A 5482-nucleotide genomic window follows, 5' to 3' on the forward strand; every position below is an offset into this window, starting at 1 on the left:
TGACCTTGCCAGCGCCGGCGAAATTTCGTCACCTCCACCGACCTGTACCGTGTGACCTGGAACCTGTTCGCCAACACCTTCAAGCAGCTGGGCATCGAGGCGCGCTTCGTCGATCCCTCGGATCCGGAGAACTTCCGCCGCGCCACCGACGACCGCACCCGTGCCTATTACGCCGAGACGCTGCCCAATCCCAAGCTGCGCGTCTTCCCCATCGCGGAGGTGGCGGCCATTGGCCGGGAACTGGGCGTGCCGCTGATCATGGACAACACCGCCACGCCCATCCTGGCCCGCCCGCTGGACCTGGGGGCCGCCGTCGTCGTCTATTCCACCACCAAATACATCGGCGGCCACGGCACCAGCATCGGCGGCGTCCTGATTGACGGCGGCAATTTTGACTGGGAGGCGCACGCCGACCGCTTCCCCCTGCTGAACCAGCCGGACCCCAGCTATCACGGCGCGGTGTGGACGCAGGCGGTGAAGCCGCTGGGTCCCATCGCCTACATCTTGCGCGCCCGCGTCACCCTGCTGCGCGACATCGGCGCGGCGCTCAGCCCCTTCAACGCCTTCCAGGCCATCCAGGGGCTGGAGACCCTGCCGCTGCGCCTGCGGGAGCATAACCGCAACGCCAGTGCCGTCGCCGCCTTCCTGGCGGAGCACCCCAAGGTGGCCGAGGTCATCCATCCCAGCCGGCAGACGGGGGAGCTGCGCCGCCGGGCGGACGCGGTGCTGAAGGGCGGTTATGGCGCGCTGGTGGGCTTCGAGCTGAAAGACGGGGCGGAGGCCGGCCGCCGCTTCATCGACAGCCTCAAGCTGTTCTACCACGTGGCCAACATCGGCGATGCCCGCAGCCTGGCCATCCATCCGGCCAGCACCACCCATTCCCAGCTGTCGGTCGAGGATCAGGCCGCCACCGGCGTCACCCCCGGCTATGTCCGCCTGTCCGTCGGCATCGAGCATATCGATGACATCCTGGCCGACCTAGCCCAGGCGCTGGACGCGGCGTAGCACGGCTCGTGGGGCGCGGTGGTTATACCGCCGCGCCCTTTCTCCCTGCGGGGGCAGGTGACGTGTCCCATCGATCCCAACCGGGTTGTCATACAGCCGTGTCCGACATGTCCGACACGTCCGCAATGGGTGTCGCTCCCGGCGGTTGACCGGGATCGCTTATGAATTTTCTGGCACTGGGTTTGCTTATAGGGTGGCGCTGACGGCCGCGCCGTATTCGCCTTCTGGAACGCCAGCTATTCCGGCTGAACGCGTCTTGAATGGTCTTCCGGGCACATGGACTAATTCCGCCCATGTTCCCTTATTTTTCAGAAAGATGTGGATTGTGAAACAAATTGCAGAATAGGCGTGTTTATTTGTTGGAATTCAAATAAAATATTGTCAACCGGTGGGGTGGGAAATGAAAAACCGCTTGTCGTCAATCAAGCATGTGGTCCAGTTGATGCTGGAAAACCGGTCATTCGACCAGATGTTGGGCTTCCTCTATGAGGACAGCGGCAACCGCTCCCCCGCTGGTCATCATTTCGAGGGGCTGACCGGGCGCGAGACCAATCCCGACGGCGCTGGGAACGAGGTGCCCGTCTTCAAGATCGGGCGGGAAGTGCAGCCCAGCCCCTATTTCATGCCGGGCGGCGACCCGGGCGAGGGCTTCTTCAACACCAACGTCCAGCTGTTCTCCACCGAGAACCCGCCGGACCGCGCGCGGCCGGAGAACCGGGGCTTCGTCGTCAATTTCCGCAGCGCTATCAACTACGACAACGGGCAGCAGTACATGCATGTGCTGCCTGGCACCGCGCCGAACGACATCATGGGCATGTTCACGCCGGACCTGTTGCCCGTCCTGTCGGGCCTGGCGCGTGGCTATGCGGTGTGCGACCGCTGGTTCGCGTCGGTACCGACGCAGACCATTCCCAACCGCTGCTTCGCCGCCGCCGCCACCTCGCAGGGGCACCTGGACAACAAGGTGAAAACCTTCACCTGTCCCAGCATTTTCGGCCAACTGTCGCGCTTCGGCGTGGACTGGGCCATCTTCGGCTATAACCAGCCGCCGATGACCCGCCTGGATTATCCCGACACCCGCGACGCGCCCGACAGCCATTTCGGCTTGTTCACCGATTTCCAGGCCCGCGCCCGCGCGGGCACCCTGCCGGCCTACACCTTCCTGGAACCAGACTTCTCCTACACCGGCAACAGTCAGCATCCCAATTACGATGTCGCGTTGGGGGAGCAGCTGATCCACGATGTCTATTACACCCTGCGCGACAGCCCGTGTTGGAATGAGACGCTGCTGGTGATCACCTATGACGAGCATGGCGGCTGCTACGACCATGTGCCGCCGCCCTATGGCGCCACGCCGCCCGACGATACGGTGGGGGAATTCGATCATTTCGATTTCCGCCGCTTCGGCGTCCGTGTGCCGGCGGTCCTGATCTCCCCCCTGATCGAGCCGGGGACGGTGTTTCGCGCCGACCACGGCACCATCGACCACACCTCCGTGCTCAAGACCATCGAGGAGCGGTGGACCATCCCGCCCCTGACCCGACGCGACGCGGCGGCGCCCAGCCTGGCCGACGTGCTGACGCGGGATGAGCCGCGCACCGACGATCCGCTGGCGGGCGTGGTGGTGCCCACCTCGGGGCAGGTGCATCCGGGGCCTGGCAAGCCCTCCGCCCTGGAACTGGTGCACGCCCAGCGCCTGGCCGACCTGCCGGTCGCCAACGCCTACGGCACGTTCGACCACCAGCCGCCGGATCTGTCGACCGCCGCGGCGGTGGCCGACTATATCCGTGCCCGCACCGCGGCGTGGAAGCAGCACAAGGCCCGGCGCCAGGCGGGGCCGATCATGGCCACGCCCCGGGCGCCGCTGCCGACGGTGCTGCCCGAGGGCGAGGACGCGCCAGCCCCGAAAGCCGCCGCCCCGGAGGCCGCCGCCCCGGGCACGGCTTGACCATCAGTCAGGCCACCAGCCGACGATAGAGGTGCCAGGTGCTGTGGCCCAGCACCGGCATCACCACGATCAGGCCGACGAAGGCGGGCAGGGTGCCCAGGAACAGGCTGCCGGCCACGATCAGGCCCCACAGCGCCATGACGCTGGGGTTGGCCCTGACCGCGCGGATGGAGGTGCCGACGGCGGTATGCAGCGGCAGGTCGCGGTCCAGCAGCAGGGGGAAGCTGATGGCGGCGACGGCCAGGACGACGGCGGCGAAGCCGGCGCCGATGGCGCAGCCCACCGCCATCATGGTCCACCCGGCGCCGGTTCCCGCCACGTCGACGGCGAACCGCGCCAGCGATGCCGGCGGTTGGGGTCCCAGGGTGGCGTCATAGACGGCCTGGGCGACGTAGAGCCACAGGAAGTAGAGAAGGGTGAGCGCCAGGCCCAGCGTGGCAATGGCGGCGATGGCCGGGCTGCGCAGGGGGCCGAACGCCTGCCGCCAGCTGGGCTGGGCGCCGCGTTCCCGCTGCCGGCTCATCTCCAGGAGGCCGATGGCGGCCACTGGCCCCACCAGGACGAAGCCGGACCCCAGGGGAAACAGCATCGGCAGCATGTCCAGGGTCACCGCCGCCCGGGCCAGCACACAGCCCAGGATGGGATAGAGGATGCACAGCGCGAAGACGTCGGTGCGAAAGGCGCCAACGTCGCGCAGGCCGGCGGCGATGGCCTCACCCAGGTCGGCCACGCCGATGCGCCGCACCACCGGCGCCTCATGCGCCTTCATGTCCTCCATATGCCCGATGGCCCGGCCGATGCTGGCGACCCCGGCCGCCGCCTCACCCAGCCGTTCCCACGTCCACTCCACGGGATTGCGTATCGTCTCTTGTGTCATGCCCTGATCCTCCTGAACGCGTTGCGGTTTCAGGCAGGGGCCCAGAGATCGGTCGGGCCCAAGGCGGGGATGTCTTGTCGCGACCGACGTCCAATGGTCAGGGCCCAGCCGCGCAGGGCGGTTAAGCGCCGCTCCTGTTTCGCGGGAAGTGTACGCCGGTTGGATGGGCTTGTTAATGGGCGCGGGGAAGGGGGATGGGGACCGGAAAGGGAGAAGCGGCTTCCAATATCCGGTCCCAGCGCGTTCCGCGTGCTTGTCTTGTCGAGATGGGGCAGCCTGTGGGGGGGGGGGCTAAGGCTGGGGTGGGAGTTGGGCGGTGTCCAGGAAAAGGGGTTCCCAGACATGGCCATCCGGGTCTTCGAAGCTGCGGCTGTACATGAAGCCGAGATCCTGCTTGGGGTTCACATCAACCTTGCCGCCGTGCCGGCTTGCGGCTTCGGCCATGGTGTCCACGGCGGCGCGGTCGTCGCAGGACAGCGCCAACATCAAGGCCCCGCTGGCGTGAGTGTCGGTAATGGGCTTTTGGGTGAAAACCCTCCACTTATCGTGTGTCAGCAGCATCACGAAGATGGTGTCGGAAAACACCATGCAGGCAGCAGTCTCGTCAGTGAACTGCGGATTGTTCACCGCGCCGATGGCGGTATAGAACGCCATCGCTTTGGGCAGATCTCGCACTGGCAGGTTGACGAAGATTTGCTTGGCCATTGTCCTCTCCTTTCAGGAAGCAGTACCCGAAGGACGGGCCGGGCCATCCGGAGCCGACAGGCCCTCAGATTTTTCTTTCAGTGGGGCGCCCCAGTGTCCATGTCGAGTTCTTCAGCACGCCGCCTTCTTCTCCACCCGCGCCATGAAGCGGGCGTAGTCGATCACGCCCCGGCTGTGGAAGCCTTCGCCGATCAGGCCGGTGGCGTCGTGGGCGGAGACCTTGAAGCGTAGGGCCCGGCCGTCGATGGCGACCAGTTCCACGGTGGCGGTGACAATCATGCCCACGGGCGTGGCGGCGACGTGGCTGACGTCGACATGGGTGCCGACGGTGCGCTCCCCCGGTTCCAGATAAGGCGCCAGCGCCCGCACGCAGGTCCATTCGATGAAGGCCACCATCTGCGCGGTGGCGAAGACCGGCGGCATGTCGTGGAAGCCACCGAAGGCGGCGGGCAGGGCGGGCACGAGCATGCTGGCGTCGACGGTGAGGCTTTCGCTGTGGCGCAGGCCGGGTTGCAGGCAGGATTTCACGGGGGCGGCCTCCTCTGTTGGGCGGCCATTATCCTTCAGGCTTCGGGGTGCCAGACCCCGGAGTGTCAGGGCGTGGCCGCCAGGATGGCCAGCAGGATATCCTGCGATCGCCGTTGGCCATAGCCCTTGCCGTAGGCGCTGGAGGTGATAGCCACCACCATGTCCAGCGAGGGCACCACGTAGATCTTGTTGCCGCCGTTGCCGGACGCGAAGTGCACGGGCACCGTCCGGCCGCCGCCCATCGCTTCGTCCTTGGCGTACCAGAGGTAGCCATAGGAATCGGCGTAGGGGTCCTGGGCGGCGATTGCGTGGAGGGGGGCGGTGCTGTCGGCCAGCCATTGGGCGCTGACGATGTGGCGGCCGTCCGGTGCGCGGCCCCGGTCCAGCACCATCTGGCCGAGGGCGGCGGCGGCGCGGGC

At 66.8% G+C, this 5482-nt stretch carries 4 protein-coding genes and 2 pseudogenes; 2 read left to right on the plus strand and 4 right to left on the minus strand.

Annotation, left to right across the window (positions count from 1 at the left end):
• Positions 1 to 21: 21 nt before the first annotated feature.
• Both I55_RS20585 and I55_RS20590 read left to right on the plus strand, forming a co-directional pair.
• Positions 22 to 1005 (plus strand): annotated as a pseudogene (locus I55_RS20585) (O-acetylhomoserine aminocarboxypropyltransferase/cysteine synthase family protein); the annotation flags it as partial.
• A gap of 412 nt (positions 1006 to 1417) precedes the next feature.
• Entirely contained in the window at positions 1418 to 2953 is a 1536-nt protein-coding gene (locus tag I55_RS20590; protein WP_199902663.1) for an alkaline phosphatase family protein, read from the plus strand.
• Positions 2954 to 2960: 7 nt separating this feature from the next.
• Here the strand turns inward: I55_RS20590 and I55_RS20595 are convergent, their stop codons facing one another.
• The 4 genes and pseudogenes from I55_RS20595 to I55_RS37265 form a co-directional block, all read right to left on the minus strand.
• Entirely contained in the window at positions 2961 to 3830 is an 870-nt protein-coding gene (locus I55_RS20595; RefSeq protein ID WP_044562463.1) for a DUF2189 domain-containing protein, read from the minus strand.
• Positions 3831 to 4121: 291 nt separating this feature from the next.
• Positions 4122 to 4535: a VOC family protein gene (locus tag I55_RS20600; RefSeq protein ID WP_044562464.1), complete on the minus strand. Its 414-nt coding sequence runs from the start codon at positions 4533 to 4535 to the stop codon at positions 4122 to 4124.
• Positions 4536 to 4646: 111 nt separating this feature from the next.
• Positions 4647 to 5063: a thioesterase family protein gene (locus tag I55_RS20605; protein WP_044562465.1), complete on the minus strand. Its 417-nt coding sequence runs from the start codon at positions 5061 to 5063 to the stop codon at positions 4647 to 4649.
• Between the two features lie 65 nt (positions 5064 to 5128).
• Positions 5129 to 5482: pseudogene (locus I55_RS37265) on the minus strand (hypothetical protein); the annotation flags it as partial.

This window comes from Azospirillum sp. B4, assembly GCF_000333275.1.
GTDB lineage: Bacteria > Pseudomonadota > Alphaproteobacteria > Azospirillales > Azospirillaceae > Nitrospirillum.

Bases quoted from the DNA above. Each gene is read 5' to 3' on its own strand.
- I55_RS20595 (WP_044562463.1), bottom strand. From the start codon at position 3,830: ATGACACAAGAGACGATACGCAATCCCGTGGAGTGGACGTGGGAACGG.
- I55_RS20600 (WP_044562464.1), bottom strand. From the start codon at position 4,535: ATGGCCAAGCAAATCTTCGTCAACCTGCCAGTGCGAGATCTGCCCAAA.